Source organism: Acinetobacter sp. ME22 (assembly GCF_022012315.1).
GTDB lineage: Bacteria > Pseudomonadota > Gammaproteobacteria > Pseudomonadales > Moraxellaceae > Acinetobacter > Acinetobacter brisouii_A.
In genome coordinates this window covers 202,074-228,625 of sequence record NZ_JAKLTL010000003.1, presented here as the reverse complement: position 1 = coordinate 228,625, position 26,552 = coordinate 202,074, and the positions used below count along the sequence as shown (strand labels likewise).

26 protein-coding genes are annotated in these 26,552 nt (G+C 40.7%); 15 read left to right on the top strand and 11 right to left on the bottom strand.

Going from position 1 to position 26,552, the window contains the following annotated elements; genetic code table 11:
• The first annotated feature begins 47 nt into the window (after window positions 1-47).
• The 4 genes from LVY74_RS06055 (at window position 48) to LVY74_RS06040 (ending at window position 2,268) form a co-directional block, all read left to right on the top strand.
• Window positions 48-908 carry an alpha/beta hydrolase family protein gene (locus LVY74_RS06055; RefSeq protein ID WP_237814275.1) on the top strand — a complete coding sequence of 287 codons (861 nt, stop codon included), beginning with the start codon at window positions 48-50 and terminating at the stop codon, window positions 906-908.
• A gap of 122 nt (window positions 909-1,030) precedes the next feature.
• Window positions 1,031-1,225 (top strand): 50S ribosomal protein L35, encoded by a 195-nt coding sequence (gene rpmI, locus LVY74_RS06050; protein ID WP_001096359.1) that lies wholly within the window; start codon window positions 1,031-1,033, stop codon window positions 1,223-1,225.
• 12 nt (window positions 1,226-1,237) lie between these two features.
• Complete coding sequence (rplT, locus tag LVY74_RS06045) at window positions 1,238-1,597, top strand: 50S ribosomal protein L20 (protein ID WP_000124858.1); 360 nt, start codon at window positions 1,238-1,240, stop codon at window positions 1,595-1,597.
• 113 nt (window positions 1,598-1,710) lie between these two features.
• Complete coding sequence (locus tag LVY74_RS06040) at window positions 1,711-2,268, top strand: NADAR family protein (protein WP_237814273.1); 558 nt, start codon at window positions 1,711-1,713, stop codon at window positions 2,266-2,268.
• 40 nt (window positions 2,269-2,308) lie between these two features.
• On the opposite strand, the gene LVY74_RS06035 is transcribed toward LVY74_RS06040, so the two are convergent.
• Complete coding sequence (locus LVY74_RS06035) at window positions 2,309-2,779, bottom strand: hypothetical protein (RefSeq protein WP_237814271.1); 471 nt, start codon at window positions 2,777-2,779, stop codon at window positions 2,309-2,311.
• Between the two features lie 128 nt (window positions 2,780-2,907).
• Window positions 2,908-3,960 carry a hypothetical protein gene (locus LVY74_RS06030; protein WP_237814270.1) on the bottom strand — a complete coding sequence of 351 codons (1,053 nt, stop codon included), beginning with the start codon at window positions 3,958-3,960 and terminating at the stop codon, window positions 2,908-2,910.
• 156 nt (window positions 3,961-4,116) lie between these two features.
• Here LVY74_RS06030 and pheS point away from each other — a divergent pair, with 156 nt between their 5' ends.
• The 3 genes from pheS (at window position 4,117) to LVY74_RS06015 (ending at window position 7,907) form a co-directional block, all read left to right on the top strand.
• Window positions 4,117-5,097 carry a phenylalanine--tRNA ligase subunit alpha gene (gene pheS / locus LVY74_RS06025; RefSeq protein ID WP_111893152.1) on the top strand — a complete coding sequence of 327 codons (981 nt, stop codon included), beginning with the start codon at window positions 4,117-4,119 and terminating at the stop codon, window positions 5,095-5,097.
• Between the two features lie 132 nt (window positions 5,098-5,229).
• Window positions 5,230-7,611 (top strand): phenylalanine--tRNA ligase subunit beta, encoded by a 2,382-nt coding sequence (gene pheT, locus LVY74_RS06020; protein ID WP_237814268.1) that lies wholly within the window; start codon window positions 5,230-5,232, stop codon window positions 7,609-7,611.
• The gene (locus tag LVY74_RS06015; RefSeq protein WP_151710908.1) at window positions 7,608-7,907 is read left to right on the top strand and encodes an integration host factor subunit alpha; all 300 of its coding nucleotides are present in this window, start codon (window positions 7,608-7,610) and stop codon (window positions 7,905-7,907) included. Before pheT ends, LVY74_RS06015 begins: the two co-directional genes overlap by 4 nt.
• Window positions 7,908-7,959: 52 nt before the next feature.
• Here the strand turns inward: LVY74_RS06015 and LVY74_RS06010 are convergent, their stop codons facing one another.
• Window positions 7,960-9,006, bottom strand: coding sequence for an SDR family oxidoreductase (locus LVY74_RS06010; RefSeq protein WP_237814267.1), 1,047 nt, complete (start codon window positions 9,004-9,006; stop codon window positions 7,960-7,962).
• A gap of 73 nt (window positions 9,007-9,079) precedes the next feature.
• On the opposite strand from LVY74_RS06010, the gene LVY74_RS06005 reads away from it, so the two are divergent.
• Window positions 9,080-9,475, top strand: coding sequence for a MerR family transcriptional regulator (locus LVY74_RS06005; RefSeq protein WP_237814266.1), 396 nt, complete (start codon window positions 9,080-9,082; stop codon window positions 9,473-9,475).
• Window positions 9,476-9,506: 31 nt separating this feature from the next.
• Here LVY74_RS06005 and LVY74_RS06000 read toward each other — a convergent pair whose 3' ends face one another.
• The 3 genes from LVY74_RS06000 to trxA form a co-directional block, all read right to left on the bottom strand.
• Complete coding sequence (locus tag LVY74_RS06000; RefSeq protein WP_237814264.1) at window positions 9,507-9,749, bottom strand: hypothetical protein; 243 nt, start codon at window positions 9,747-9,749, stop codon at window positions 9,507-9,509.
• A 408-nt stretch (window positions 9,750-10,157) separates the two neighbouring features.
• A complete protein-coding gene (rho, locus tag LVY74_RS05995) occupies window positions 10,158-11,420 on the bottom strand; it encodes a transcription termination factor Rho (protein WP_111893146.1) in 1,263 nt (420 codons plus the stop codon).
• Window positions 11,421-11,722: 302 nt separating this feature from the next.
• Window positions 11,723-12,046: a thioredoxin gene (gene trxA, locus LVY74_RS05990; protein WP_151710120.1), complete on the bottom strand. Its 324-nt coding sequence runs from the start codon at window positions 12,044-12,046 to the stop codon at window positions 11,723-11,725.
• 277 nt (window positions 12,047-12,323) lie between these two features.
• Between trxA and ppx the strand changes: the two genes are divergently transcribed.
• Genes ppx through LVY74_RS05965 form a run of 5 tightly spaced genes read left to right on the top strand, consistent with a single transcriptional unit; the run spans window position 12,324 to window position 17,435 of the window.
• Complete coding sequence (ppx, locus tag LVY74_RS05985; RefSeq protein WP_237814262.1) at window positions 12,324-13,844, top strand: exopolyphosphatase; 1,521 nt, start codon at window positions 12,324-12,326, stop codon at window positions 13,842-13,844.
• Between the two features lie 35 nt (window positions 13,845-13,879).
• Window positions 13,880-14,704 carry an acetyl-CoA carboxylase carboxyltransferase subunit alpha gene (locus tag LVY74_RS05980; RefSeq protein WP_237814260.1) on the top strand — a complete coding sequence of 275 codons (825 nt, stop codon included), beginning with the start codon at window positions 13,880-13,882 and terminating at the stop codon, window positions 14,702-14,704.
• Window positions 14,641-15,996, top strand: a complete 1,356-nt coding sequence (gene tilS, locus LVY74_RS05975; RefSeq protein WP_237814259.1) for a tRNA lysidine(34) synthetase TilS — start codon at window positions 14,641-14,643, stop codon at window positions 15,994-15,996. Before LVY74_RS05980 ends, tilS begins: the two co-directional genes overlap by 64 nt.
• A gap of 14 nt (window positions 15,997-16,010) precedes the next feature.
• Window positions 16,011-16,850, top strand: a complete 840-nt coding sequence (gene proC / locus LVY74_RS05970) for a pyrroline-5-carboxylate reductase (RefSeq protein WP_171492603.1) — start codon at window positions 16,011-16,013, stop codon at window positions 16,848-16,850.
• A gap of 18 nt (window positions 16,851-16,868) precedes the next feature.
• A complete protein-coding gene (locus LVY74_RS05965; RefSeq protein ID WP_237814258.1) occupies window positions 16,869-17,435 on the top strand; it encodes a YggT family protein in 567 nt (188 codons plus the stop codon).
• Between the two features lie 58 nt (window positions 17,436-17,493).
• Here the strand turns inward: LVY74_RS05965 and LVY74_RS05960 are convergent, their stop codons facing one another.
• Together LVY74_RS05960 and trhA are read right to left on the bottom strand one after the other, a co-directional pair.
• Entirely contained in the window at window positions 17,494-18,810 is a 1,317-nt protein-coding gene (locus tag LVY74_RS05960) for an MFS transporter (RefSeq protein ID WP_237814257.1), read from the bottom strand.
• A 128-nt stretch (window positions 18,811-18,938) separates the two neighbouring features.
• Window positions 18,939-19,577, bottom strand: a complete 639-nt coding sequence (gene trhA, locus LVY74_RS05955; protein WP_237814256.1) for a PAQR family membrane homeostasis protein TrhA — start codon at window positions 19,575-19,577, stop codon at window positions 18,939-18,941.
• A gap of 106 nt (window positions 19,578-19,683) precedes the next feature.
• On the opposite strand from trhA, the gene LVY74_RS05950 reads away from it, so the two are divergent.
• Window positions 19,684-20,898: a class I SAM-dependent methyltransferase gene (locus LVY74_RS05950; RefSeq protein ID WP_237814255.1), complete on the top strand. Its 1,215-nt coding sequence runs from the start codon at window positions 19,684-19,686 to the stop codon at window positions 20,896-20,898.
• On the opposite strand, the gene LVY74_RS05945 is transcribed toward LVY74_RS05950, so the two are convergent.
• From LVY74_RS05945 to LVY74_RS05935, 3 genes are all read right to left on the bottom strand, one after another.
• Window positions 20,895-21,752: a patatin-like phospholipase family protein gene (locus LVY74_RS05945; RefSeq protein WP_237814254.1), complete on the bottom strand. Its 858-nt coding sequence runs from the start codon at window positions 21,750-21,752 to the stop codon at window positions 20,895-20,897. The genes LVY74_RS05950 and LVY74_RS05945 overlap by 4 nt on opposite strands.
• A gap of 20 nt (window positions 21,753-21,772) precedes the next feature.
• On the bottom strand, window positions 21,773-23,476 hold the full coding sequence (locus LVY74_RS05940; RefSeq protein ID WP_237814253.1) for a GGDEF domain-containing protein: 1,704 nt from the start codon (window positions 23,474-23,476) through the stop codon (window positions 21,773-21,775).
• A 176-nt stretch (window positions 23,477-23,652) separates the two neighbouring features.
• Window positions 23,653-24,669, bottom strand: a complete 1,017-nt coding sequence (locus LVY74_RS05935) for an AraC family transcriptional regulator (RefSeq protein ID WP_237814482.1) — start codon at window positions 24,667-24,669, stop codon at window positions 23,653-23,655.
• 531 nt (window positions 24,670-25,200) lie between these two features.
• Between LVY74_RS05935 and LVY74_RS05930 the strand changes: the two genes are divergently transcribed.
• A complete protein-coding gene (locus LVY74_RS05930) occupies window positions 25,201-26,400 on the top strand; it encodes a carbohydrate porin (RefSeq protein ID WP_237814252.1) in 1,200 nt (399 codons plus the stop codon).
• The last annotated feature ends 152 nt before the right edge of the window (window positions 26,401-26,552 follow it).

The following is a 26,552-nucleotide window of genomic DNA, read 5'->3' as shown; positions in this document are numbered from 1 at the left end:
ACGCTTGGATATTTTATAGTGAATTTTCATGAATAGAGTATACGCTGATGATCCAACCTGAAAAAGTTCATCTGTATTGCCGAGATGGTTATTGCTTGACAGGATCTTTCTATCAACATCAATCATCTGTGCCGACTTTACCCATTCTGATCTGTCCTGCAACAGGTATTCGTCAGGGATTTTATCAAGCGTTTGCAACTTGGTTATTTGAGCAGGGTTATGATGTTTTATGTTTTGATTTTCGTGGGATCGGGGAATCTTTACATGGAAAACTCAAAGACTCTCAAGCCAGTATTCAAGATTGGGGCATGCTGGATATTCCTGCGGCAATTGAGTACTTGCTGCAACGAACCCAGAAATCACAAGTTTTGATGATTGGGCATAGTGCAGGTGGGCAATTGCTCGGTGTTGTACCCAATTACCATCGAGTGGCAAAGCTTGTGGCTGTGGCAGGCTCAACAGGTTATGTCAAAGGCTTAAGCGGTCAAACAAAATGGTTTGCCCCTGTGATGTTTAACGTATTGTTTCCATTTTCAAGCCAGTTATTTGGTTATGGCGCAAGCCGATGGATTGGTATGGGTGAAAATCTACCCAAAGCGGTTGCACGGCAGTGGCGAGAGTTCTGTAGCCAAGCGGGATATATTGAAAATGCGTTGGGGAAAAGTATTTTTCATGACTTTCATGACGAGATTCAAATTCCGATGACTGCAATCCATGCAATAGATGATGAAATTGCGACAAAAACCAATGTAGAAGACCTGTTGCGGTTATATCCGAATGCTCAAAAGAAGCGTATCGAATTGGCGCCAAGAGAATGGAAACATCAAGAAATTGGACACATGGCATGGTTTAAACGAAGCCATCAAAACCTATGGCCGCTTGTGCTGAAAGAATTGCAAGATCATTGACAAAATTAGCGAGGGAAATGCTTTTGTTTTGAGCAGAGTTGCTATAAAATACCGCCTTCCTTACCTGCAGGTCGTTATTGCAATGGTGCAAACGTGCCGAACAGGTGCTTAAAGAGGTTGTTATGGCTAAGTTAAAAACTCGCCGTGGTGCAGCTAAACGTTTCAAAGCGACTGCTAACGGTTTCAAGCGTAAACAAGCGTTCAAACGCCACATTTTGACCAAAAAATCTGCTAAGCGTATTCGTCAGTTGCGCGGCTGTGTAATGGTTCACGTGAGTGACGTTGCTTCAGTTCGTCGTATGTGCCCATACATCTAAGGAGATTTATAAATGGCTCGTGTAAAACGTGGTGTAGTGGCTCATCGTCGTCACAAAAAAATTCTCGCTCGTGCTAAAGGTTACTATGGTGCTCGTTCACGCGTTTATCGCGTAGCGTTCCAAGCGGTAATCAAAGCTGGTCAATACGCTTACCGTGACCGTCGTCAGAAAAAACGTCAATTCCGTGCTCTATGGATTGCGCGTATCAACGCTGGTGCTCGTCAAAACGGTTTGTCTTACAGCCGCATGATCGATGGCTTGAAAAAAGCTCAAGTGATCATCGACCGTCGCGTGTTAGCTGACATCGCTATGCATGATGCAGTTGCTTTCGCTGCTTTAGCTGAAAAAGCTAAAGGTGCTTTAGCTGCATAAGCTTAGAGATTCAAAAAAGGCCGCATTTTGCGGTCTTTTTTATTGGTTAAAATAATCAGAATATAAGTTCAACCTGAGTTTCTTTGGGTTGGTCTAAAATGAGAATAAACAAAATGAATGATCATGGTTTTTTAGAACAATTAATACAATCCCGACAACAAGGGAAAAAATTCAAATATCTCTGCTTTTGGGGACATACACCCAAAGATCCAAAGATTGTTGATAAAAGCTGTTTGAGCCAGTGGTATCCGAGTGCATTTGAGATTGATGGTATTTATTATGCAACCGCAGAGCATTATATGATGGCGCAAAAAGCCAAATTATTTGCAGATGATGTAGTTTTTGAAAAAATTCTGGCATCGGAACACCCGAATCAGGCCAAAAAACTGGGTCGTTTGGTCAAAGACTACGATGAAACTGTTTGGTTGGCGCATCGTTTTGAGATTGTCGTGCAGGGAAGTATTGCTAAATTCTCTCAGCACGCTGTGCTAAAAGATTTCTTGTTGGCAACAGGTGAACGGGTTTTGGTTGAAGCATCACCCGTTGACAAGATTTGGGGAATTGGTTTGGCACAAGACGATGAAAAAGCTGAGTATCCTGAAAAATGGCAGGGTTTAAACCTACTTGGTTTTGCACTGATGCAGGCAAGAACACATTTACAGTCGATCTGATCCATTAAATGGCGCAGTTTGGTAACTGCGCCATTCAAATCTATTTATTAATCGCAATAATTTTAATGCTGACTTTCTTACAACTTTTATCTAGGCAAAATCCTGAAAACCAAAGTTCTCCACTTTCACCAATCATGATGCCCTGTGTATTGGCAAACACATTTTCATATTTTTGCGCTTGAATCACATTGACCAACATTGGGTCGAAAATATCATCATAACGTTTCAGCAGCTCTTGAGCAGATTTAAAAGTGATCTTTTTACCCTCTAAATTAATTTTGATCGGGTAATGAATCATGCTTGCGACTTTGGTTTTTTCTCGTTCTTGCGTAGCGACTTGAAAATCTTTTAGAAATTTTTGATAAGACGCATGTTCACCATACAAGAAGTCAAGTCGTTGATTGACTTCATGGGTATTGTTGGCAGGTTCAGTTTGTGCCCAACTTACGATGGGTAAGCTTAATCCGATCACTAAGCTCAAACTGCTTAAAATATGGAGATTGATCTTCATGGTTTTATCCTTAATCGCCACTTAGAAAGCATTGAAAATATATATTTATAATTGTTTAAAATTAAAAAGAGGTTAATACATGAAAAAAGATGGGTCAATCCTGTGGATATTCCCATCGGATTGATATTTTAAAAACCAAAATAATATGCCAAAGCGCAAATCAAGACGGTGATGATCACTAAAGCGGCAACATTTTTATTGGAAATCTGATGCTTGTGAGGCTCTGTCGCTGTAGATTTATTCAAATTTAGATTGGCATAACTTTGAGCTTGAGGTGCCGCTGCAGGTATTTCAAATGGTGTTTCAGGTTCGATGATTTTACGCTGTGCGGTCTGATAATGATTTGCGGTTTTAACAATAAATTTGCTAAATAAATCATCCAGTTTTGTCGAGAAATGTTTTAATGCACGTTGTTCATCGACAGATGCAAAAGCTTGATTTTCTTCACTTTGAATTTTAGCCTGTTCGGCTAAATCGAGTTCAAGCGCTTCAAGTTTAAATAATAATTCATTGCTTAGGGTTGCTTGATATTGTGCAGGAAGGAGCGCGGATTTTGCTTCAGCATCAAGATTAATCTTTTGTGGTTGAGTCAGGTTAAAGCCTGTGTAGTGTTGTTCAATGAAGCGTTGTTGCAGTACATTTTGCGCATAAGTTGTGTTAAACAATTCCTGAGTCAGATATTGCTGAATACGTTCCCATTCTGGGGCTTGTAAATCAGCCTGAATTTTTTTGTAGAGTTTGCTATTGAGTTCAAAATTCCATAACGTTTCTTGGCGAGTTGAGCTTTTCTGAGCATCTGGAATCACAAATTCCTGTTCGGTACTCAACCATTCAGCCAGTTCATTGCCAAACACCCAAGCGGTTTTTTTCTTGTCATGGTGGCTGACAATAAAATGTGAGTAGGGCAGTAGTTCAATGTTTGGATTCGGGTTTTTTTCTTCATTCAGCATACTGGACGCATGTAAACTCAAACGAGTTGCACCCTGTTTTTTCAGATGTTCTAGCCAAATTTGAAAATGCTGTGCAACCAGATGCTGTGACATCAGATCACGAAATACAAAAGCATGTTGGTCGAAAATCGGGAGCTGTCGCCATTGCTGTACACTCAGACCGTGGCTCAGATATTCATTGCCATAAGTCACTAAAGTCAGTTGTTGCTTCCAAATTGGGTCGAGTGCCATAGTGTTTCTCAGTATTGCGATCACAATATCTTATACTTTTTACAAATCAGGATGGTATTAGAATTTTCATCGTGTGTAAGTCTCATCAACACGCATAAAAGCTGTTAGAATGACAAGTTTAATTTATTTTTTAACATCGATGCTTTGAGAGAAATTATGTCACTGGAAGCCCTGACCACTGAAGCGCTGGATGCAATTGCTGCAGCTCAAGATCTTGCTACACTTGACCAAGTACGAGTGCAGTTTACAGGTAAAAAGAGTCAGCTTGCAGAGCAGTCAAAATCCTTAGGGAAAATGGATCCTGAACAACGTAAAGTTGAAGGTGCAAAAATTCACGCAGTTCGTGAAGCAATCAACAATGCTTTGACTGAGCGCCAAACTGTATTACAACAACAAGCACTGAATGCTAAATTGGCCAGTGAAACTATCGACATTACCTTGCCGGGTCGTGGTCAAAGCATGGGAAGTCTTCATCCTGTGACTCAGGTTCAAGAACGGATTTGTCAGTTCTTTACCAAAGCTGGTTTTACAGTTGCAACTGGTCCAGAAGTTGAAGACGATTATCATAACTTTGAAGCACTGAACATTCCGGGGCATCACCCTGCACGTGCCATGCACGATACTTTCTATTTTGATGCATCGCATTTGCTACGTACCCATACTTCTGGTGTGCAAATCCGTACCATGGAAACGTCGCAACCACCGATTCGTATTGTGTGTCCCGGTCGTGTTTATCGTTGTGACTCTGACCAAACTCACTCGCCAATGTTCCATCAAATCGAAGGTTTATATGTGGCTGAAAACACCAGCTTTGCTGAATTGAAAGGCTTGTTGGTGAACTTGCTGAACGAATTCTTTGAGAAAGATTTGAAAGTACGTTTCCGTCCATCTTACTTCCCATTCACTGAGCCAAGTGCCGAAGTAGACATTATGGATGAGCGTGGTCGTTGGTTAGAAGTGTTGGGTTGTGGCATGGTGCACCCAAATGTGCTCAGCGCAGCAGGCATTGATCCTGAAAAATATAAAGGTTTTGCCTTTGGTTTGGGTGTAGAGCGTTTTGCGATGTTGCGTTATGGCATCAATGACTTGCGTATGTTCTACCAAAATGATGTGCGTTTCTTACGCCAATTTGCTTAAAACAGATTTAGACCTCTCCCTAACCTCTCCTAAAAGGAGAGGGGCTTTAAAAGCGAAAAATATAGGGTGCTCTCCGTTGGTAAAATGAGAGTGAGAGAGGGATTTGAAAATAGATTTATAGGTTTTTACGAAATGAAAATTAGCGAAAATTGGTTGCGTACGTGGGTCAACCCAGCAATTGATAGCGATACATTGTCTGATCAGCTCACCATGCTGGGTCTGGAAGTCGATGAACTTGCACCTGTAGCCAAAGCATTTACGGGTGTTGTCGTTGGTGAAGTCCTCACCGTAGAACAACATCCAGATGCGGATCGTTTACGTGTCACTACCGTGAACATCGGTTCGGGTGAGCCATTGCAAATCGTATGTGGTGCGCCAAACGTGCGTGTAGGTATGAAAGCGCCTGTAGCAACTGTAGGTGCAGTCTTGCCAGGTGATTTTAAAATCAAGAAAGGCAAGCTTCGTGGCATTGAATCACACGGTATGCTGTGTGGTGCTTCAGAAATTGACCTTGAAGATAAAATTGATGGTTTGCTTGAACTGCCTGAAGATGCGCCAATCGGTGTTAACATTCGTGAATATTTGAAACTTGATGACAACGTCATTGATATTTCAATCACGCCAAACCGTGGTGACTGTTTCAGTATTCGTGGCATTGCTCGTGAAATTGCGGTGATTAACCAGTTGGCAGTGACTCAACCTGAAATTCAGCCTGTTGCAGCAACCATTGCAGATGAAAAAGCAGTTGTTATCACTACTCAAGGTGCACCACGCTATTTGGGTCGTGTGATTAAAAATGTTAACGTGAAAGCTGCAACTCCAGAATGGATGGAGCAAGCTTTAACACGTTCAGGTGTGCGCACGCATAGCATCTTGGTCGACATCACTAACTATGTCTTGCTTGAATTGGGTCAGCCAATGCACGCTTTTGACTTGGCTAAACTTGAAGGTGCGATACAGGTTCGTCAAGCTACGGCTCAAGAAAAACTTCAATTGCTCAATGAACAAGAAGTTGAGTTGAATGAAGATGTCATGGTCATTGCAGATGATGCAAAAACTTTGGCAATTGCAGGCATCATGGGTGGTTTGGCATCAAGCGTGACCGATGACACTCAAGATATTTTCCTTGAAAGTGCTTTCTTCAGCCCGCTTGCGATTGCAGGACGTGCGCGCCGTTTTGGTTTACATACCGATTCATCTCAGCGTTTTGAACGTGGCGTAGACTTTGAATTACCAATCTTGGCGATGAATCGTGCTTCACAATTGATTCAACAGCTTGCAGGTGGTGAATTTGGCCCTGTCACTGTGGCTGAGCAAGCAGCACTATTGCCAAAACGTGAAGCGATTGAATTGAACCAAGCTCAGGTTGATCAATTGTTGGGTTATTCAGTTGCAAGTGACTTTATTACCGATGCTTTAACGCGTCTAGGCTGTGCAGTTACAGTGAAAGCACAGGGTGAATGGTCAGTTGTACCACCATCGCATCGTTATGATATGGCGATTTACCAAGATTTGATTGAAGAAGTGGCACGTATTCACGGCTATGACAACATTCAAATCAGCTTGCCTAAAATTGATGTGCAACTGGCAAAATACCAAGATCGTTTTGAGTTGGCTCAATTGCGTCAAACTGTGGCGACTTTGGGTTATCAAGAAGCGATCAGCTTTAGCTTTGCTGACTTGAAGTTAGAAAAACAGCTTAATCCAAATGTTCAACCGTTGGCATTGGCAAACCCAATTTCGAGTGACTTGGCTGTGATGCGTAGCACGTTGTTGTCGAGCTTGATTCCTTGTGTTCAGTACAACTTGAACCGTCAGCAAAACCGCGTACGTTTCTTTGAGCTTGGCTTACGTTTTGATTATCAAAATGCATCGAATATTGATGAGTTAAAACAAATTCCAACATTGGCACTCATTGCGGTGGGTTCACGTACGCCAGAACAGTGGCATGTGAAAACTCAGCCAATGGATTTCTTCGATCTGAAGGGTGAGGTTGAACAAATTCTTGCGGCTGGACGCGTCAAAGTTCAGTATCAGCGTTCGACTCGTGAGTGGTTACACCCAGGACAATCTGCTGAAATCGTGGTGGATGGTCAGTCAATTGGTTACTTGGGTCGTTTGCATCCATCATTGGAAAATGAGTTGGATTTGGGCATAACTTGGGTGGCTGAACTCGATCAAACGGCTGTTTTGCAATCTTATGTATCTAATTTTACAGAATTATCACGTTTTCCGTCGGTTAGACGTGATATTGCGCTTTTAATTGATGATAAGATTGAGGTAAAAGAGATTCAGCAGTTAATTCAACAAACTGGTGGAGAGCTGCTTGATTCAACATGGTTGTTCGATGTCTACACTGGACAAGGTGTTGAAGATGGTAAGCGTTCGTTGGCATTTGCTCTGTTGTGGCAACATCCATCGAGAACACTAGAAGATGCTGAAATTAAGTCAGGTATGGATCACATCATTGAAGTGTTGCAAAACACTTATCAAGCAACATTGAGGGCGTCATGACAGCATTAACAAAAGCAGAAATGGCAGATCATTTGAGTGAGCTTACGAATCTAAACCGTCGTGAAGCAAAACAAATGGTTGAGCTATTCTTTGATGAAATTAGCCAAGCATTAATTGCAGGCGAACAAGTAAAACTTTCGGGGTTTGGAAACTTTGAACTACGTGACAAGCGTCAACGCCCTGGTCGTAATCCGAAAACTGGCGAAGAAATTCCGATTTCTGCACGCCGTGTAGTGACTTTCCGTGCGGGTCAAAAATTCCGTCAACGTGTTGGAAATGAATCTGATCAAGATTAATTGAATTAATCTTGAATGAGTAAAGGGATGATTTAATCATCCCTTTATTTTTTTATAAATAATGCTGCTGTACCCAAGTCGTGCTTAGTTTCAGTTGTTCTTCTAATGATGTTTGTGTTGTATGGCAAGGATAGGATTGATCCAGTGCTTCGGTGCGTAAGAAATCGAGCATTTCCCGAGATAGATTCAAGCGTTGAGCGAGAGCTTGCCATTTGAGTAAGGTGGCGAGAATCGGCAATGGTATGCAAAAGCGAGGTGGTTGGATCTTAAGCTGCTGAGCAATTAATCTAACGGCATTGTGAAATGATAAATGCTGTGGATGTACAAGTAAAAACTCTTGCCGATAACTGGATGGGTCTTTTAGGCATTGTGCAATACAAGCAACCACATTATCTACACTGACCCACGGCAAAACATGTTGGGCTGATCCAGGCAGTGCAAGCATTTTGCCTTGTGCAATCTGTTGAACAATCTGGGTGAATACTTGCTGCTCTGCAATTTCCCCTGTGCCAAATGCACCAATTAGCGTTGCTGGATGAATCACTGTCCAATCAAGTTGAAGTTGCTGAGCAAGGGCTAGGCTACGAAAATGCGCCTCAATTTTTGAAGCTTCATAGCTTCCTTGTTTTTTGTATATCTGTTGCCAGTTGGTTTGTAATGGGTTTATCAAGTTGACGCCACATTTTTGTAAGTGGGCTTTCAATGTCAGCATATAACCAGCAATGAGAATGATGCGTTGTAGCTGTGTGTGTTCTTTTAGCAATTGGATAAGGGCTAAACTGCCATCAACATTGGTCTTTTGAGCTTGTGTTGTAGTTAAATTCCATCCAAATAGAACACCCGTATGAATTAAGGTATCCACTTGGGCTAAATGCTGCCAATCTAAGCTAGATATTGCCAAATCTGTTTGTGATAAGTCACCCTGAATACAGCTTAAATGTGCAGTTTCACAGCCTTTCTCTTGTAGCCATCCACATAGAGCTGGCATTTGCTGTTCTGGATTGCGTAGTAGGGTAACGACATCTTGTTTTTGTTGTAGCAGTTTTAAAACGATGAATCGTCCTAAAAAGCCTGTTGCGCCTGTAACTAAAATCGCCATAATTTTTCCTGTAGGGTTGTTTTGCGATTTAGCCTAAACTGTGGAGTACACTCTAAGGTCAAGAAGAATAATCATGCTGATTCATGCATTAAGTAAACGTGTTGGTCTAAGTCGAGATACACTGCGCTTTTATGAAAAATTGGGGTTAATCGAGTCCCAAAGAGCCGAGAATGGCTATCGACATTACACTGAACAAATGGTTTTTCGTTTGGAATTGATTCAGTTGGCGAAATCACTGGGATTTCAACTCAATGAAATTGCAGAACTGATTGGAATATTGGCACTACAACAACAGCTTTCGGTTGAGCAATTACAGGAATCTTTGCAAGGCAAGTTAAAAGAGATTGATGATAAGTTGCAGCAATTACAGAGCTTAAAAGGATTGCTACAAGGTGTGTTGAGTCAACAGCTTTGTCCAATTGAATTAAACAGTCAGCAAAATTTGGACACAAAAAAAGAGAGTCGTTAGACTCTCTCTTTTTTCACTAAATTCAGAAGAATTAGTGAGCAGCTTCAGAAGCAGCAGCTTCAGATGCAACTGGAGCAGCATCAGATGCAGCAGCAGTAGCTTCAGATGCAGCAGCAGTAGCTTCAGATGCAGCAGTAGTAGCTTCAGAAGCAGCAGCAACAGCTTCAGATGCTGGAGCAGAAGCAGGAGCAGCTTCTTCAGTTTTCTTAGCACAACCAACGAAAGCTAAAGTTGTAGCAACAGCAGCTGCGATAGCAATTTTCTTGAATAACATGGCATCACTCTCATAAATTATAGAGACAAAAAAACCGAAGCAAACTTGTTTGTGCTTTAATTATCCCTATACGTTCGATAGGTAACAACGCATGGAGCAAGTTTGCTGGCATGCCGATATGCTATCACTGCGCATATTGAATTACTACTGCTGAGTGAAAAAAAAACGAAAAAAAACGAGATTTTTAACCAGTTTCTTAACAGAAAATAACAATAAAAGATGAAATTAGATTTGGATAAATGATGATGTAACTATTGAAAAAATGAAGAAGTTTTTGAATGTGTATAATTGTCTAAAAAATGACTAAAAATAAAAATTAACAATTTGGCAGAATGATTGTGAAAATATGTAATAGTTGTCAACTTCAAGCCATTAAAAACGTTAATGGCTTGAAAATAACCGATTGAATTATTGTTTGCGCTTCATTTGCTCAAAAAAGTCATCATTGGTTTTGGTTTCTTTCATACGGTCTAACAAGAATTCCATTGCTGCTAGTTCATCCATTGGATGAAGCAGTTTACGTAAGATCCAAACTTTACGTAAATTATCTTCGCTCATTAGGCGTTCTTCACGACGAGTTCCTGATTTTTTCAGGTTCATGGCAGGGAAGACGCGTTTTTCGGCAATGCGGCGATCTAGAGTAATTTCTTGGTTACCTGTACCTTTGAATTCTTCATAGATCACGTCATCCATCTTACTGCCTGTTTCAATCAATGCAGTTGAGATAATAGTCAGTGAACCACCTTCTTCAATGTTACGTGCTGCACCAAAGAAACGTTTTGGACGTTCAAGTGCATGAGCATCTACACCACCTGTCAAAACTTTGCCTGAAGATGGAATAACTGTGTTATAGGCACGTGCCAAACGTGTAATCGAATCGAGCAAAATGACGACATCTTTTTTATGCTCAACTAAACGTTTAGCTTTTTCGATCACCATTTCAGCAACTTGAACGTGACGAGCTGGAGATTCGTCAAATGTTGAAGCGACAACTTCACCACGCACGGTGCGTTCCATTTCGGTTACTTCTTCAGGGCGTTCATCAATCAGAAGGACAATCAGGAAAACTTCTGGGTTGTTACGAACAATTGATTGGGCAATGTTCTGAAGCAACATGGTTTTACCCGCTTTTGGCGGCGCGACGATAATCGAACGTTGACCTTTACCGATTGGGGCAATTAAATCAACAACACGAGCTGTAAGATCTTCAGTTGTACCGTTACCAAGTTCCATGATTAATTGTTCAGTTGGAAACAATGGTGTTAAGTTCTCGAATAAAATCTTGTTACGCGAGTTTTCAGGCGTATCGTAGTTAATTTGATTAACTTTTAATAATGCAAAATAGCGTTCGCCTTCTTTTGGTGGGCGAATTGTTCCCGCGATTGTGTCGCCTGTACGTAAGTTAAAGCGACGAATTTGAGATGGGCTAACATAAATATCGTCAGGGCCAGCAAGATAAGAGCCTGCTGCTGAACGTAAAAAACCAAAACCATCAGACAAAATTTCTAAAACACCATCGCCAAAGATTTCTTCACCGTTCATGGCGTGACGTTTTAAAATCGCGAAAATAATGTCTTGTTTACGGTTACGTGCCATCCCCTCAAGGCCCATAAACTCAGCAATTTTAATGAGTTCGCCAATCGGTTTTTTCTTGAGTTCAGTTAAATTCATAGGTGGTCAGTGTGTGTCGATGTAAGAACATCTAGAGTAACGATTTGGAAATAAATGCAAGAGTCAGCCGCATGCAATGAAAACTGCACAATAAACGCAGAGATCTGATTAGTTCATTGTTCGAAGATCAAAGTAAACAATTGCAGTGCCGAGCGGCGATCTTTTGTGTTGTGTTGCAAGAAAGGACTTGCTTAAGGCTTTGCCTTCCTTGAGCAATAAGAATATAAGTGACATCCAAGAAATTGTCAATTTTCCCCAAACAAAATACGCCTTTTTTTGCGTATTTTGTCGGATTTTTGCGATTAGATATTTTCGTCAATAAACGCTACTAGGCGTGAACGAGGTACAGCACCGACTTGTTGAGCAACAACTTCACCATTTTTAAACAATAGTAAAGCTGGAATGTTGCGGATGTTGTAGTTCACAGCAGTTGCTTCACAGCTCGTAACGTCAACTTTAACGACTTTTACTTTACCTTCGTATTCGCGAGATAAATCTTCTAGAACAGGAGCAATCGCTTTACAAGGACCACACCAACCTGCCCAAAAATCGACAAGTACAGGGGTTTCAGAATCTAGAACGTCAGTTTTGAAATCTGCGTCTGTGGTATTAACAAGGTTAGACATAGAAATGCTCCAATATGATCAGTTGTCAATCACTGTCTTTATTTATATTGATATATAAGTATTACACAGCTATTTTCAACATCATAGTCTGATGAATGATGCTATTTTCAAGGCTTGCCGATTTTTTGTCTAATGGAACATCACGATAGATTTTATCGACGATGGCAATAATCATGAAAATCTAGAGAAAAACTCACGCTTCAGCCAGTAAAGCGCTTTTCAATTTGCAATGAGTGAATTACTCTAGGCAACAATTAAGTTTGATTTGTAATGCACAATGTCTGATTTTCTGATTGATGAAGAATTGCTCGCTGCAATTGATATGGGGTCAAACAGCTTTCATTTAGCGATTGCCCGTGTAGACCACGGTGAAGTGAAGAAAGTTGTTTCAATGTCGGAAAAGGTACAGCTTGCTGCTGGATTGGATGAAAATAAGAATTTAACCGAAGCCGCGCAGCAGCGTGGCTTAGCATGTCTAGCACGTTTTGTTGGTCGTTTAAGTTCGGTGCAGCCAAATCGTTTGCGAATTGTCGCAACCAATGCTTTACGCCAAGCCAAAAATGGACATGACTTTATTCAGCAAGCTGCTGAAATTTTACCTAAACCGATTGAAATTATTGCGGGTCGTGAAGAAGCTCGCCTAATTTATTTAGGTGTGTCACATACCATGGCGAATGGTGGGCGTCGTCTTGTGGTCGATATTGGTGGTGGTTCGACTGAATTTATTATTGGTGAAGAATTTGAGCCACTTTATACAGAGTCCTTACAAATGGGCTGTGTGGCATTTACCAAGAAATATTTTGAAGATGGCGAAATTAATTATAAAAATTTCAATAAAGCCTTTGTGGCTGCTTGCAAAGAACTCTCAGCCATTGCAAACAGCTATAAATCTGAAGGTTGGGATACGGTTGTAGGTTCAAGCGGGACAATTAAAGCCTGTCGTCAAATTATGGTGAATATGGGCTGGAGCGATGAACAAGAAAGTGTTACGCGTGAAGGCTTGGAAAAACTCAAAGATAAATTGCTTAAATATAAGCATGTTTCTGAAATGGAGTTTGAAGGTCTAAAAGAAGATCGCCGAGCAGTTTTGCCAGCTGGGGTTGCGATTTTATATGCTGTCTTTGAAGTTTTGGACATTGACCGCTTGATGTATTCAGATGGTGCATTGCGTGAAGGTGTGATGTATGACCTGTTAGGTCGTTTCAAACATGAGGACATCCGTGATCGGAGCGTACAAGCTTTAATTGGTCGTTATAATGCAGATCCAAAACAGGCAGAACGTGTAGTAAAAACAGCACAGTTCTTGTTTGATTCTGTGGTTGATAAACTAAAATTAACCAATGAAGACAGTGACTTACTTCGTCGTTCAGCGTATTTGCATGAGATTGGTTTAGCCATTAGTCACGGTGGCTATCATCGCCATGGGGCATATTTACTGCAACATTCTGACATTCCGGGCTTCTCGCAAATCGATCAAAATCATCTCTCTCATCTGGTGGCACACCATCGCCGTAAGTTGCGAAATGAAAGTAAAATGGATGTTTTAAAAGTCGGTGGGCAGTCATTGGTCTATCTTTGTTTAATGCTGAGACTGGCAGTTTTACTCAATCATAGTCGTAGTGATCAGATGCTTCCTGCCATTGAATTAGAGGTCGTGGATGCGCAACAATGGCAATTAACTGTTTCTGGCGATGCGAAACAATGGCCATTACTGGTTGCCGATTTGCACGATGAGCAAGAGCAATTTAAGCATTGGGACATTGATTTGATCATTCAGTCGGAAAAATTTATCGATTAACTCGATTTGGTTAATTCAAGGATAATATTCGACCTATGAAAAATAAATCTGCTCAATCTAAAGCATGGAAAACTGTACAAATTGCACGTCATCCTGAGCGTCCACAGTTTTTAGACTATGCAAGTGAATTGTTTGATGAATTTGATACGTTGCATGGTGACCGTGTTTTCGGTGACGATGGTGCAATGATTGGTGGTTTGGCGCGCTTTGAAGGTCAACCTGTAATGGTGGTTGGTCAACATCGTGGTCGTACGACTCGTGAGCGTTTACAGCATAACTTCGGGATGTGTAATCCTGAGGGTTATCGTAAATCACAGCGTTTACTTGATCTTGCTGAGCGTTTTAACTTACCTGTATTTACCTTTATCGATACCATGGGTGCATACCCAGGTGTAGGCGCTGAAGAGCGTGGTCAAGCAGAAGCGATTGCAACAAGCCTTGCACAACTTTCTCGTTTGAAAGTACCTGTGATTGCAACTGTATTGGGTGAAGGTGGTTCTGGTGGTGCGTTGGGTATTGGCGTTGCTGACCGTGTGATCATGTTGTCACATAGTATCTATTCAGTGATTTCACCTGAAGGTTGTGCATCTATTTTGTGGAAAACTGCAGAAAAAGCAGAGCAAGCAAGTGAAGCTCTAGCATTAACTGCTGAAAAACTACAAAAAATTGGTATTGTTGAACATATCGTTGATGAAGGTGAAGGTGCACACCTAAACCCTGAACAAGTCATGGATAACTTACGTGAAGTGCTTAAAGAAGCATTAGCGGAATTAAAATCGATGGATGCTGAAGCACGATGCGAAGCTCGTTATCAACGTTTAATGAAATTTGGCAGCAACAACTTAGGTCTAGCATCTTAATAGATGCTGACCAGCATTTTTCAGATCGAAATTTTCTGATCGGATGTAGCGGCGGCATGGATTCCATGCTGCTGTTATATTTACTGCACTCGCTTTTTCCTCAGCGCATTCGCGCTATCTATATTGACCATCAATTGCAAGAACCGAGTGCAACTTGGGGTAAAGTTGTGGCAGATTTTTGTCGACAGCTTGATATAGCATGTGTGGTTCAGTGTGTCGATGTGGCTTCGGGCAATCTTGAGCAACAAGCTCGCAATGCGCGTTACGCAGCATTTTTACAACATAAACAACCGAATGAAGTTTTAGTACTGGCTCATCATCAGCAGGATCAGGCTGAAACGGTCTTATTGCGCTTGTTGTCTGGTGCAGGTGTTGGCGGTTTGGCGGCAATGCGCCGAATTGATATTCGTGATGATTTGACCATTTGGCGTCCTTTACTTAATCTCCCTCGTGAGCAGATTGAACAGTGGACACATGATTTACAGTTGAGTTATGTGACTGATCCAACCAATGCAGACCCACACTATGATCGGGCATGGTGTCGAACAGAACTGTGGGAAGTCTTGCAACAACGCTTCCCTCAAATGCAATCTGCGCTGGCACGTAATGCACAATTGATGCAAGATGCGGATGATATTTTGCAAGACGTGGTTCAGCAGGATTGGAAAAAGTGTGGGGATGGTTCTCATTTAAGCTTGAGTGTATTAGCGCAATTAACGGCAGCACGACAACGACAGTTATTATCTGTATGGATGAAAGGTGAATTGACTTATCGTCCAAGTTTGGATGCTGTGGAGCGTTTGCAACGTGAAGTCATTCAGTCAAAAGCCGATGCTCAAGCCTGTTTGTATATCAAGCCTTATTATTATGTGCGATTTCAGAACGTGATCTATCGCTTAACAGCACGGGAATATTTGTGTAAGCAAACTGATCATCTTCCCATGCAGCAAACAATTACGTTGCATAAACATCAACCTATAGTGCTTGTTTCGGGGCAATATCAGTATGCGGAATGTGAATATGGTTTGTCTGCTGAATTGCTGAATACGACTTGCTTGCTGCATATGCGTCAAGGTGGAGAAAAGGTACATTTGCAGGGACGAATTGGTGCATGGCCGCTGAAAAAGGCATTACAAGATGCACAAATTTTTCCTTGGTTACGTCATCGAGTGCAAATTTTGCTAAAAGATGATGTTATTCTAGGAGTATTTACCCCTCAAGGGTTTTGGCTTGCACAGTCGCGTTATTGTCAGTATGGCGGATGGCAGCCGAAACTTATTCATGAGCACTAAAAACATTGTTGAGTATGAGCATGAACAGCGCTTTAAATTGCAATATCAGTTTTATTGGTGGCGGAAATATGGCTCAAGCCTTGATTGGCGGGCTAATTTCACGCGGACTTTCAGAAAGTCAAATTCAAGTTGCAGATCCTGTTGAGCAAATTCGCTCAATTTTACAGGAAAAAAATATCGGTGTTTTTACTGATAATGCAAAAGCGATTGAAAATGCAGATGTTGTTGTTCTGGCAGTGAAGCCTCAAGTGCTGGCAAGCGTACTGCAACCATTACAGGGTTTATTTACAGATAAGCTGATTATTTCGATTGTTGCGGGTGTTACGATTGATACGATTGCAGCTTTGACAGGCACACAGCGTATTGTGCGTGTGATGCCAAATACACCTGCATTGGTACAAACAGGAGCACATGGCATGTATGCCGATGCTTCCGTCAGTCAGGAAGACCGCAATCTCACCACAAAGATTTTGGCTGCAACAGGTTTGGGGCTTTGGGTGAATACTGAAGCACAGATTGATGCGGTTACGGCTGTATCTGGTTCTGGACCTGCATACTTTTTCTATTTGATGGAAAGTATGATTCGTGCAGGTAAAAACTTGGGCTTAGATGAAAAAGTTGCGACAGCACTGACTTTACAAACAGCATTAGGCGCAGCACAAATGGCAATTAGTAGTGACAAAACACCTGCTGAATTGCGTAAAAATGTGACTTCACCTAATGGTACAACGCAGGCAGCACTAGAAGTCTTTGATCGTGCACAGATTTCACAAAATGTGCAGGCAGCCTTAGCAGCCGCTCAGAAACGGAGTCAAGAACTGGCTCAAGAACTCAGTGACAGTATTAAGAAATAAAGGTAGGAAAAGTAGCCGATGGGAATGACTTCGACGCTATTTGGTATTTTGATGAATGTCGCAATCTTGCTGGTATTCTTGAGATTCTTAATGCAATTAGCGATGGTAACGCCATATAACCCTGTAGTGTTATCTACGTTTAAAGCCACTAAAGCTGTAGATATATTTAGTCGTATTTTTCCCACTTTAGCAAAAGGGCGAGTAAATTCGGCTGCGTTGGTTTTATTGGTTATTTTATATTTGCTCAAGATTGTAGGAAGTGCATATTTGGCAGGTATATTGCCACACGGTGCATTGCATCTACTGGTTTTGACTTTTATTACCATGATTCAAGATTTAATTACATTCTGCCGTTATTTAATTTTTGCCACGATTATTTTGGGTTGGGTGAGTTTATTTACTCAATCTAATTCACCTTATATTGAAGTGGTGAATGAGTTGGCAGAACCGTTACTTGCACCATTCCGTCGTATTTTACCCAATATGGGAATGATTGACTTATCTCCAATTTTAGCATTTTTGGCATTATATGTAGCTGAAGTGTTGATGAGTGAAGTTGCTAGAACATTATTGATTGGTCTATAAATCGAAATTTTAAAAAAACCAGCATAGTTGCTGGTTTTTTTATGGGTGTGAATACAGATCAGACTTGATCGTTGACATCAAGGTCTTTGGTTTCTCGAATGCATAAAAATGCCAGTAAAGAGAGAATAGCCGCGGCAGATAAGTAATAACCTACTGTTGCTAAGCCATAATTTTGAGCTAGCTTAGTGGCAATGAGAGGGGCAAATGATGCACCTAAAATGCCAGCTAAATTGAACGTTAGTGCTGAGCCTGTATAACGTACTGAAATTGGAAACTGTTCAGAAAGTACAGTTCCAATTGGACCATAGGTGAGTCCCATGATGCTTAGACCGATACATAAAAAGATGAATACGGCAAACAAGCTTCCTGAAGCAAGTAATGGTGCAAAGAAAATACCAAACACAGCCGCAATAAGACAAACAGTAATCGATGTTGTTTTGCGTCCGAATTTTTCAGCCAAGATCGCAGAGAGTGGAATCGTACCTGCAAAGCAAAGTGTTGCAAAAAGCTGAATCTCAAGGAATTGATTGCGTGAGTAGCCAAGCTCGCTTGTTCCCCATTGCAAGGCAAAAACAGTAGTGAGGTAGAACACCACAAAGGTACAAATTGCTGCGATTGTTCCTAAAATAAGGGACTTGAGATGCTTGGTAAATACTTCTTTGACAGGAATATTGACTTCTTTTTGCTTGTCCAAAACTTTTTGGAAAGCAGGAGTCTCATGTAATTTCAGACGGATGTATAAGCCAACGATTACTAAAATCGAGCTTGAAATAAACGGAATCCGCCAGCCCCACTGCATGAAAGCTTCATTCGACATACAGGCACTCAGCAGTAAAAATGCACCTGTCGCTAAAATAAAACCAACGGGTGCACCAAGCTGTGGGAACATGCCATACCAAGCACGTTTGCCTTCAGGCGCATTTTCTGTTGCCAGTAAAACCGCACCACTCCATTCACCGCCTAAGCCTAGCCCTTGACCTAAGCGACATAAAGCAAGCAATAAGGGAGCAATTAATCCAATTTGCGCATAGGTTGGAAGTAGCCCAATACATACGGTCGATAAACCCATAGTTAATAGTGCTGCTACAAGCGTGGCTTTTCGCCCAATACGATCACCTAAATGCCCAAAGACGGCTGCACCAATTGGGCGTGCAATAAAGGCAATTGCAAAAGTCGCAAGTGATTGAATCGTCGCTACGCCTTGATCTCCCGTTGGGAAAAACAGATGAGGAAAGATAATGACCGCAGCAGTTGCATAAATATAAAAATCAAAAAATTCAATGGTTGTACCCACTAGACTCGCAAGTAACACACGAGTTTTAGAATTGACAGGTACAGCCTGATTTTCTAATGTTGTTGAATTCGATGACGCCATAATTAAACCTTGACCTAAAAACAGAGATGTTTAACAGCGTAATCTTTTTAAAAAAAAGCGTAGTTTTTTAAAAAAATACGGAGCACACCACACTTTTAAGCAGGGTTACTACGAATAAAAGACAGGTGTTAAGAAAAAGCGTACAGATAAACAGCCAAGAAATGTGATCCTGCGCCGATCAGTACAAAAATATGCCAAATAACATGGGTATATCTTACCTTTTTTAGGGCATAAAACAATGCACCTACCGTGTAGGCGAGACCACCGATGACTAATAGTCGAAGACAACCTTGTGGTAGATACTGTTGCATATCATCCATCATCAGCACAGCAAACCATCCCATCAATAAGTATGCTGCCAAGGAAACTTTGGCAAAACGGTGTGCAAAACAAAGTTTAAACACAGTACCCATCGCGGCAATCACCCATAATGCGATCAGTAAATAATGTGCTTTGGCAGTCGGAATATTTAAATATAAAAAAGGTGTGTAAGTCCCTGCAATTAAATAATAAATGGCAGTGTGATCGAGCTTTTTATACCAATGACGTTTTGCTTCAGTTTTAGCCCAATGATATAGGGTCGAGCAAGCCAGCATCATAATTAGGCTAAAAGCATAAACCCATAAACTGAACCATTCACTGGCTGCCAGAAAGGAACTTTTGTAGAGCAATAATGCACTTGCAATCATTGCAATAACAGCACCGATTCCATGAGTAATAACATTGAAGCGTTCTTCTGTGGAATCATAAGTGGTGATTTGAGGCATGCTTAAAATTGAACTTTTATTAAAAATACACTTGTATATTAATTCAATTTTGCATTTAAGGTAAGAACAATTAAAATGGATTTGTAAATTTCTTTAGGTTGTGATTATGTCCACACTGACTCAGCGTTCTGAACAGGAACAACAATGGCTTGCCCAATTACAGACAGCATTTAATGATCATCAGTTTCAGCGTTTGGTATTGAGTCAGTATCAGGGCGAAATCGTCGAGTTGGATAAAATCAGTTTTCGGGTTGTCGAGATTCAGCAACAGCAAAAATTAAGTGTGGTATATCAGTATAAAACGCAAGATGTGACCAAGAATTATGATTTTGCAGAAGCATATGCCTGTGTTGAATCGCTTCTTTCAAATTGTAAACAAGCCAATTTGTTCATCGACGGTGAGGAGCTGCAACTCAAAAGAACCAAGAAGAAAGTGATTCTAACGCGCAGTCAAAATAAACAAGCTACAGCGGCTCAACACACGCATAACCGAGAAAAACAGCGCTATATTGATCAAGATGGTGCATATTTGCAAGATTTAGGTATTACCGATCAGAAAGCTCAGCTTGTGCCAAGCATGGCCAGAAAATGGAAGCAAATTAATAAATTTATTGAAATTTTTTCGAATGCGATTGAGCAGATTACCCCTCAAGATCGTGCGCTGCATGTGGTTGATTTTGGCTCTGGAAAAGGGTATCTGACCTTTGCGATGTATGATTATTTGCTCAAGCAAGGACTGCAACCGAAAATTACAGGGGTGGAGCTGCGCGATAACTTGGTCGAGTTTTGCCAGAAAGTGGCGGACAAAAATCATTTTGATCAGCTTGAATTTTTTCAGGGAGATGTCCGTAGTTATCAACCTGAACATTTAGATATGATGATCGCGTTACATGCCTGTGATATTGCGACTGATTTTGCGATTCATTGTGGTATTCGCCTGAACGCCTCAGTGATTATGTGCGCGCCATGTTGTCATAAAGAGTTGCGCCCACAACTCAAAAGTCCTGAAGTATTAAAACCGATGTTGCAATATGGCATTCATCAGGCACAGCAATCTGAAATGCTGACCGATAGCATTCGCGCATTATTGCTCGAAGCCTATGGTTATGAAACCAAAGTCTTTGAGTTTGTTGCCTTAGAGCACACCAGTAAAAATAAGATGATTTTGGCGGTAAGACATAAAGAAGTGACAGAACCTGATGCGAAAATCATGGCGCAGATTGAAGCACTGAAACAGATGTATGGTATTCAGCAGCAGAGTCTACAGCGCTTGCTAGAAAATGAGTTGGTCGACCAAGATCGTGCGGGCTGTCGCTGCTAATCATTTAGCAGCATTTTCCAGTCTTGCATCGCACGATAACCTGCCTCAATACCGACCTGATAGCTGTAGCGTAATCGCTTTGGATCTTGGCACATACGATCCGCCATATCTTTGTGGTGTGGCGGATTAATTTCTAAAATTTTCTGTGGCTGCTGTTCACGTAAGAACTGAACGGATTGATTGTATCGCTCGGCACGTTGCTTGAGGCTTTGTGCAAACCCTTGATGTTTGACAAAGCGTGAAATCACAGCATCGGCTTTTTTACCTGCTTTCGCATAGTTTTTAGGGCGTGTGCGAATCACCAGGAGTGCATCAACTCTAGGTTGTTGTGCAGCCCACTGCACAGGAAGTGCATCAGCAACACCGCCATCAAAAAAAGGTTGTTCATTAATCCAAACAGGTTGTCGTGTTAGAAAAGGTATGGAGCTTGAAGCACGTAAAGTTTCCAAGATGGTTTCTGGCTGCGCACGTTGGTAGTGTGCCTGACCTGTGTGAGCATGCGTGAGGACAATATAAAATTCAGGATGATTTTGAAAGAGTGCATCTAGATCTAAAGGATTTTCCTGTTCTAGAACATCCCACATCCATTTAACATCCATTAAATCTCCGCCTTTTAAGAAGCGTTTGAATTGAATAAATTCGGGGCGTAAGGTTTGGTCTAAAAAGATTTCTAAATTACGACCTTTCTGTTTGGATAAATAACTGGCAAGAGTAGTTGATCCTGAGGAAACTCCAACATAGTGATGGAATGGATTAAAGTTCTCAGTTAAAAACGCATCGATCACGCCTGTACTAAAGGCTGACCGCATTCCTCCACCTTCGATGATCAGGGTGTAAACATGGGGTAAAAGCATGATGATCTCTTGATTTGAATTCAAGCAATTAGTTCAATTTTATTTTTACCTAGCAGCTTTGCATGTAATAAAGCTTGATCTGCTTTGCTAAATAGAATGTCCCAAGAGTGTTGGTTAAGGGCAATTCCCATACTAATTGCAAGTGTTAATTGTTGAGAAGTCGTGAGTATAAGAGGTTGTTGCTGAATCTGTCGTTTTAAATGTTGTGCTAATTGCCATAATGACTCTGTAGTCATGTTCTTGCAGACAATCAGAAATTCATCGCCGCCATAACGAATGACAAGATCCTGATGGGTATTGTAAGACTTAAGTTGCTGTGCAATCCAAGATAATGCTTTGTCACCGACATCATGACCATATTGATCATTGATTTTCTTGAAATTATCAACATCAATCATAATTAACGCGAGGTGTTGTAAGTTTGGGTTTTGATCGAGTTCACGTTGTAAATACTGTTCGAGTGCTAGACGATTGTTGATGCCTGTTAATGGATCGGTATTTGCCATTTTACTCAGTTCAGTTTCGAGGCGTTTGCGTTGCTGTAGCATGTCTTGCAGTTTTGCAAGTGCTTCAAAAAGTACAAAAAATTCATTCTGCTGTGAAGTGATCGAGATAGATGGCTGAAACTCTTTACCTTCAGCTAAAGCTAAAATGTTGTTTTGAACACAAAGCAGAGGTTGAAAAATATGCCGATGAATATAAAGTAAAATAAATAAAATAATACTCAGACTTAAAATGATGATGGCGATTGTGCTTATAAATGCCCATTGTGCTTTCATCTTATTTTCAAGTACTTTTTCAATACTGTGTTGAATCACATAGTTCTGTAGTTCAACCAAAATTTTAAGCTTATCTGAAAAGCGTAGGGTCAACTGTTCGGCGGAAATAGAATAGTGTTGCCGAGCAGTATGGTTAAGCCAGCTCTGAGAAATAAGGTTTAACCCCTGTCTTATAAATTGTTGGTCTACATGGTTCTTTACTCGTTGATAAGATGTTGATGTTAATTTTGGTTCGCTAAGAGATTGAATAATTTGCCATAAATATAAAATATTTTGTCGATTCTGTTGGGAACGATCAAGGTTCAACTCAGGAATGGCTTCGGAGAAGGACATTGCAGGGGTAATGTTGGATGCAATGCGTCCTGATTGATCTCTTAATTCGGTCAGTAGAAAAATGACAGTAAAGTAGTCGGCAATTTCTTTATCTTCATTATTGGTCTGATAATAAAACTGTTTCAAAATAGCATAGCTTTGATCCCATGCACGAAACATTGCCATAATTGCACCATACATTGCTTGTGATGTTTGTTGGTCGGGGTGCTGTATATATTGATCAATTTTATCACGTGCAAAATTTAACTGATTCATCAGTTTTTTTTGAATGTGCTCAGCCAAATTGGAATAGCCACTTTGTTCCAGTATTTTTGTTGTTGTGATGAGGTGTTGATTAACACGCTGACGGTATTGTTGTAGGGCTTTGATGTGCTCTAGATTGTTAGGTGTTGTCATTGCGAGATTGCTTGGCCCACGTTCTCGTGAGATTTGGTTGCACATATCGACTAAAACTTGCAAGATGCGCAAATGTTGTAATGAGTCATTTGCATCAGTATAGCTTCTATAGCTATAGTGAATTAAGGGTGCAGCAATCGCAACCAATGTAAAGATAATGACCAACATTGCGATAAAAAGCTGTCGCCGAATTTTTCCTGTAATCAGTGTGTTCATTGTCTTATTCTTTTAAATTTATTGCAGTTTTAAGAAAATACTCATATTTTGAGTAAATTTTACCCAAAATTGAGTCGAATAAAAAATCTTTTAGAGTAATTTTTGATAATTAAAGAAGACGTTATTTTTATTAAGAAACTCAATCTCAATACAAATATTGAGATTGAGTGCTGAAATTAAAGTGAACCATGAAGCTGACGATATAAACCAGGTGTTACGCCTGTCCACTTCTTGAAAGCACGGTGGAAAGTACTGGTTTCACTAAAGCCGACTTGCTGAGCAACATCTTCAAGCGTCAGGCTAGGTTGTAACAGCAAGTGAATTGCAGCATCGCGACGTAATGCATCTTTGACGCCCTGATAGCTTTTTCCCTCAGAAGCCAAGCGACGACGCAAAGTTTGTGGTGAAAGATAAAGCATAGAAGCCACATCGTTGAGCGTTGGCATTTCTTCGCCAATATGACTTTTTAGCACATCACGAATACGTGTGGTCAATGAATTGATATTTTTAAATTTCACTAGAAGTTGGGCGGGTGCAACTTTTAAGAATTCTTCCAAACTTGCTTCATCTTGACGAATCGGTAAATCGAGATAATCAGCAGCAAAGGTGATTTCAGTCCGTGATGTATTAAATTGCATCAATGGCGCAAAAAATAATGCGTCATACTCTTCGGCTTGTTCAGGACGTGGATATTCAAAATTCACACGTTCCAAAGAAATACGACGGTCAATTAGCCAAGATGCTAAACCATGCCAAATCATAAGCATGCTTTCTGTCATGAAGTGGTCAGGGTCAAGTTCACGAGGAATGAGAGGAACAAGACGGGCTTCATGTTTATCGCGCTCAATTGCAATAAACCAGTCATCACGGAATAAGCGATAGAACTGTTCTGAAAGCTCAAGTGCTTGTCCTAAAGTTTTGGCATGAATGACCAATTGACACATCATGGCAAACGTACCTAGACGACGTGGCTCGGTTGAGAAACCGGCATGTTCGTCTTGGGTCACCATCCACAGCATTTGAATAAAACGAGTGTACTGTTCAGGTGAAACGCGCGCTTTAGGTTGTTTGAGTAATTCAGCTTCGATGCCGACATGTGAAAGGAGAGTTTCGACGTCCATGCCCAGTCTTTTCACACCAGTCAAAGCTGCATTCACGAAATGGATACTAATCGTGTCGCGGCTGACATTGATTCCTTCAATCGCTTTGATATTCACAAATAATTGACCTAAAAGAAGATAAAAAATTATTAAGGCAATTTACATAGTCTGTAAAGGGAAATTTATTTTAATTGCTGCAAATTAACGCTGAAATGGCGGAATATGACATTGTTTTTGGCTCAATTTGTAGATTGGACACGATTCATGACATCTAATTGAAAACCATATTTTGCATAAAACCTGATCAATATGTTTGGTATTTTTAAATATGATAAATACGAGCTAAAATAGTGCATTATTTTATAGTAATTATTTTTTTCGAAAATTCAAAAAATAATTATCAAAAAATAAACAATTGATTTTTATTGTTGTTTAAAAATAATTAAATTTTTTAAGTATTTAAATTATGAATATTTGTTGAATAATCTCATGATTAGAGAGCGATAACAAAAGCTTCAACATTTTTTACAAAAATAATAGTATCCTACCACCTTTGATTAACAACTTAGAGTTTAAGTGTTGCGTAGCTTTGCTTTTATTTCACAAGTATCCATGTGCTCTCTCATGGTTTTTTTTGCAGCTCAGTCACATGCGGCTGATGCTTTTAGCGCAGACAGTCCATATATGTTGGGGGACTGGAATGGTCAACGGACGGCTTTAAAGGAACAGGGGTATGACTTCTCTTTGGGCTATACAGGAGAGTTAGCAAACGTACTTGATTCAAAGAATACTTCAAGTCACGGTACAGAATATGCAGGTCAGGTGAGTTTGGGCGCTCATCTGGATTTGAACAAAATTTTAGGTTGGACAGATACAGAAGCCCAAATCACAGTGACTGAACGTCATGGTCGTAATGTCAGTAATACTTCTGATGCACTGAATGGACAACTCAGCTCTGCTCAGGAAGTCTGGGGGCGCGAACAAACTTGGCGTTTAACCGATTTATGGATTAAACGTAAATTCCTAGATCAAAAATTAGATGTGAAAGTTGGACGTTTTGGCGAAGCTGAAGATTTCAACAGTTTTGATTGTGATTTCCAAAACCTTGCACTTTGTGGCTCACAAATGGGCAACTGGGCAGGTGATCAGTGGTATAACTGGCCAGTGAGCCAATGGGCTGCGCGTGTGAAATATCAATTGCAACCTAGCTTGTTTGCACAAGTTGGGGCATTTGAAGTGAACCCTGAAAACCTTGAACGTGGTAAAGGATTCAATTTAAGTACCAATGGTTCACATGGTGCTTTAATTCCTGTGGAATTGGTGTGGCAGCCGAAGCTAACTACTGAACAGTTGGCTGGTGAATATCGTGTTGGCTATTTTTATAGCACAGCAGATGCCAACAAACTGGATTCACAAGCGGCGGATATTGCCAATACCTCAGCACATAAACAAGGTGGCTGGGTTTCTGTGAAACAACAGCTCACCACACATCATGGCGATGTAACTCGTGGCTTAACCGCTTGGGCAAATGCAACATTCTTTGATGATGCCACCAATGCAGTCACCAATATGCAAAATATTGCAGTGAGCTATAAAGGCTTAATGGATGCTCGTCCGCAAGATGAAATTGCAGTTGGCTTAGGTCGCATTCATAAAAGTGCGGAAGGTTATAACAATGAATACGATGCAGAATTGTATTATGGTATTCATGCAACCAACTGGCTGACTGTTCGACCAAATATTCAATATGTTCGCCATGTCGGCGCACTTAATAATGGTAACAACGCTTGGGTGGGTGGGATTAAGTTTATCACCGCATTCTAATTTTCTTTTCAATTCTTTATTGCACTGCAAGCGCTCAATTTTGTGCAAAATATGAACAAAATTGAGCTTTGCACTTACATTGCAGTGTGTTCTTGTTTAATCAAAAGATCATCGTTTCTGGGTTAAAGCAAATGCCTTGGGCTTTTGTGTTT

Coding starts and splice junctions, on each gene's coding strand:
- LVY74_RS06055 (WP_237814275.1), top strand. CDS start 48: ATGATCCAACCTGAAAAAGTTCATCTGTATTGCCGAGATGGTTATTGC.
- rpmI (WP_001096359.1), top strand. CDS start 1,031: ATGGCTAAGTTAAAAACTCGCCGTGGTGCAGCTAAACGTTTCAAAGCG.
- rplT (WP_000124858.1), top strand. CDS start 1,238: ATGGCTCGTGTAAAACGTGGTGTAGTGGCTCATCGTCGTCACAAAAAA.
- LVY74_RS06040 (WP_237814273.1), top strand. CDS start 1,711: ATGAATGATCATGGTTTTTTAGAACAATTAATACAATCCCGACAACAA.
- LVY74_RS06035 (WP_237814271.1), bottom strand. CDS start 2,779: ATGAAGATCAATCTCCATATTTTAAGCAGTTTGAGCTTAGTGATCGGA.
- LVY74_RS06030 (WP_237814270.1), bottom strand. CDS start 3,960: ATGGCACTCGACCCAATTTGGAAGCAACAACTGACTTTAGTGACTTAT.
- pheS (WP_111893152.1), top strand. CDS start 4,117: ATGTCACTGGAAGCCCTGACCACTGAAGCGCTGGATGCAATTGCTGCA.
- pheT (WP_237814268.1), top strand. CDS start 5,230: ATGAAAATTAGCGAAAATTGGTTGCGTACGTGGGTCAACCCAGCAATT.
- LVY74_RS06015 (WP_151710908.1), top strand. CDS start 7,608: ATGACAGCATTAACAAAAGCAGAAATGGCAGATCATTTGAGTGAGCTT.
- LVY74_RS06010 (WP_237814267.1), bottom strand. CDS start 9,006: ATGGCGATTTTAGTTACAGGCGCAACAGGCTTTTTAGGACGATTCATC.
- LVY74_RS06005 (WP_237814266.1), top strand. CDS start 9,080: ATGCTGATTCATGCATTAAGTAAACGTGTTGGTCTAAGTCGAGATACA.
- LVY74_RS06000 (WP_237814264.1), bottom strand. CDS start 9,749: ATGTTATTCAAGAAAATTGCTATCGCAGCTGCTGTTGCTACAACTTTA.
- rho (WP_111893146.1), bottom strand. CDS start 11,420: ATGAATTTAACTGAACTCAAGAAAAAACCGATTGGCGAACTCATTAAA.
- trxA (WP_151710120.1), bottom strand. CDS start 12,046: ATGTCTAACCTTGTTAATACCACAGACGCAGATTTCAAAACTGACGTT.
- ppx (WP_237814262.1), top strand. CDS start 12,324: ATGTCTGATTTTCTGATTGATGAAGAATTGCTCGCTGCAATTGATATG.
- LVY74_RS05980 (WP_237814260.1), top strand. CDS start 13,880: ATGAAAAATAAATCTGCTCAATCTAAAGCATGGAAAACTGTACAAATT.
- tilS (WP_237814259.1), top strand. CDS start 14,641: ATGCGAAGCTCGTTATCAACGTTTAATGAAATTTGGCAGCAACAACTT.
- proC (WP_171492603.1), top strand. CDS start 16,011: ATGAGCATGAACAGCGCTTTAAATTGCAATATCAGTTTTATTGGTGGC.
- LVY74_RS05965 (WP_237814258.1), top strand. CDS start 16,869: ATGGGAATGACTTCGACGCTATTTGGTATTTTGATGAATGTCGCAATC.
- LVY74_RS05960 (WP_237814257.1), bottom strand. CDS start 18,810: ATGGCGTCATCGAATTCAACAACATTAGAAAATCAGGCTGTACCTGTC.
- trhA (WP_237814256.1), bottom strand. CDS start 19,577: ATGCCTCAAATCACCACTTATGATTCCACAGAAGAACGCTTCAATGTT.
- LVY74_RS05950 (WP_237814255.1), top strand. CDS start 19,684: ATGTCCACACTGACTCAGCGTTCTGAACAGGAACAACAATGGCTTGCC.
- LVY74_RS05945 (WP_237814254.1), bottom strand. CDS start 21,752: ATGCTTTTACCCCATGTTTACACCCTGATCATCGAAGGTGGAGGAATG.
- LVY74_RS05940 (WP_237814253.1), bottom strand. CDS start 23,476: ATGAACACACTGATTACAGGAAAAATTCGGCGACAGCTTTTTATCGCA.
- LVY74_RS05930 (WP_237814252.1), top strand. CDS start 25,201: ATGGTTTTTTTTGCAGCTCAGTCACATGCGGCTGATGCTTTTAGCGCA.